2 protein-coding genes are annotated in these 2,146 nt (G+C 38.7%); both read right to left on the reverse strand.

Annotation, left to right across the window (positions count from 1 at the left end):
* Positions 1–847 (reverse strand): DUF808 domain-containing protein (locus VFS71_RS19095; RefSeq protein WP_326403250.1); only part of this gene is annotated, 847 nt, incomplete at its 3' end.
* A gap of 317 nt (positions 848–1,164) precedes the next feature.
* Positions 1,165–2,146: GMP reductase (locus tag VFS71_RS19100; protein WP_326403251.1), on the reverse strand; the 982-nt coding region annotated here is incomplete at its 5' end.

A 2,146-nucleotide genomic window follows, 5' to 3' on the forward strand; every position in this document is an offset into this window, starting at 1 on the left:
TAAAAGCGTTTATTATCCCCAAAACAACCAACCCAATTGCAAGTCCGATAATAAATTCTTTTACAACGGAAGGCAATTGAGGCAATATATGATGTAAATAATCAATATTATGTACAAATATACCACCAGCCACTAAAATCAAGGCTATCGTGCCTATTACGGCTAAACTTTTAATGACTTTTGGAAGTGCCTGTACCAATATGTTACCGATAATTTTGGATGGGCTGTTTTCTTTGTTGCTCATTCCAATAAGTTTAAAACCCAGTTCATCCATTCTTACAATAATGGCTACGATTCCGTAAACACCAACGGTTGCCAATATTGCAATAAAAGAGACAACAACAATCTGAGACATTAGAGTTTTCTCAATTACAGTGCCTAGCGCAATTATTACGATCTCTACCGATAAAATAAAATCGGTTACTATTGCTGATTTTATTTTTTCTTTTTCAAATGACAAAATTTCGGTTTCGGTGAACTCTTGGATTTTGGTTTCTATTGTTGAATGTTTATGTGGAAACAGGTATTCGTATATTTTTTCGGCGCCTTCATAGGCTAAAAAAAGACCTCCAAGCACCAAAATTATTATAATTGCCAAAGGAAAAAAAGCACTCAGCAGAAAGGCGATAGGCAAAATGATTAATTTATTGATAAAAGAACCTTTTGCAATTGCCCATAATACGGGAAGTTCTCTTGAGGAAACAAATCCGGAAGCTTTTTCGGCATTTACGGCCAAATCATCGCCCAAAATACCGGCTGTTTTTTTGGCTGCAATTTTACTCATTACCGCAACATCATCCATAAGTGCTGCGATATCATCCAATAGTGCGAAAAAACCTGATGCCATTATAATTTGTTTTTAAGGAGTGTGTTGATTTTGGTATTGCTTTGCTAAAATTCAGTCAACACGTTTTGATTTTTTATTTATGCGAAGCTACTAATTTTTGGTTGAATTTATTTATGAAATTGATGTTTTGAAATGCTAAATTTCTCTTTTAGCCCCGATGGAAGCAAGTATCCCCCGATTTAGAAAAACAAGGCTTTTTAGCCGTAGTTTTTGTTAATCGGGAATACTGCGGAAAGCGGGAGTGAAGCTGTTATGAAAAACCATTGCTCTGCTCCTAAAAAAAACACCAGCCCTTCGACCAGTGTTTTAGTTTAAAATTACTTATTGAAAATGACGTTCTCTTGTTCCAGCACTCGAATAAAGGTTGTTCTTTTTGTCAATTCTTTCAATTTGGAAGCACCTACGTAAGTACAAGTGCTTCTGATGCCGCCAAGAATATCTTTTAAGGTATCAATGACATTTCCTTTGAAAGGCACCTGAACCGTTTTTCCTTCGCTGGCTCGGTATTCGGCGACACCACCAACGTGTTTGTTCATGGCAGTCTCTGAACTCATTCCGTAGAATTTTTTATATTTTTCACCACCAATTTCCACCATTTCGCCACCGCTCTCGTTATGTCCGGCAAGCATTCCGCCCAGCATGACAAAATCGGCACCAGCACCAAAGGCTTTGGCAACATCACCCGGAGTGACACAGCCACCATCACTTATGATATGACCTCCCAGACCATGTGCGGCATCGGCACACTCAATGATGGCGGAAAGTTGGGGATAACCAACGCCTGTTTTTACCCTCGTGGTGCAAACCGATCCTGGACCAATTCCCACTTTTACGATATCGGCACCGGCAAGTAATAATTCTTCGACCATTTCTCCGGTAACTACATTGCCGGCAATTATTACTTTATCGGGATATTGGTTGCGTGCTTTTTTTAGAAAGCTCACAAAATGCTCGGAATATCCGTTAGCAACATCAATACAAATGAATTTTAATTGTGGGCTTTGTTCAAATATTTCGCCTATTTTATTGAAATCATTTTTTCCGGTTCCTGAGCTCACCGCAATATAATCCTCAATGTTTTCGGGAGCATTTTTCATGAATTCATCCCATTGCTCAAGAGAATAATGCTTATGAATGGCTGTAAAAAGTTTTTCTTTGGCCAATACCAATGCCATTTCAAAAGTTCCCACCGTATCCATGTTGGCTCCCATGATAGGAACTCCTGACCAAGCGATGGAACTATGCAAAAACTTGTATTCCCTCTCCAACGAAACCTCTGATCGACTCTTTAATGTTGAG

Origin of the sequence: Flavobacterium sp., from assembly GCF_035760125.1 — a bacterium.
GTDB lineage: Bacteria > Bacteroidota > Bacteroidia > Flavobacteriales > Flavobacteriaceae > Flavobacterium.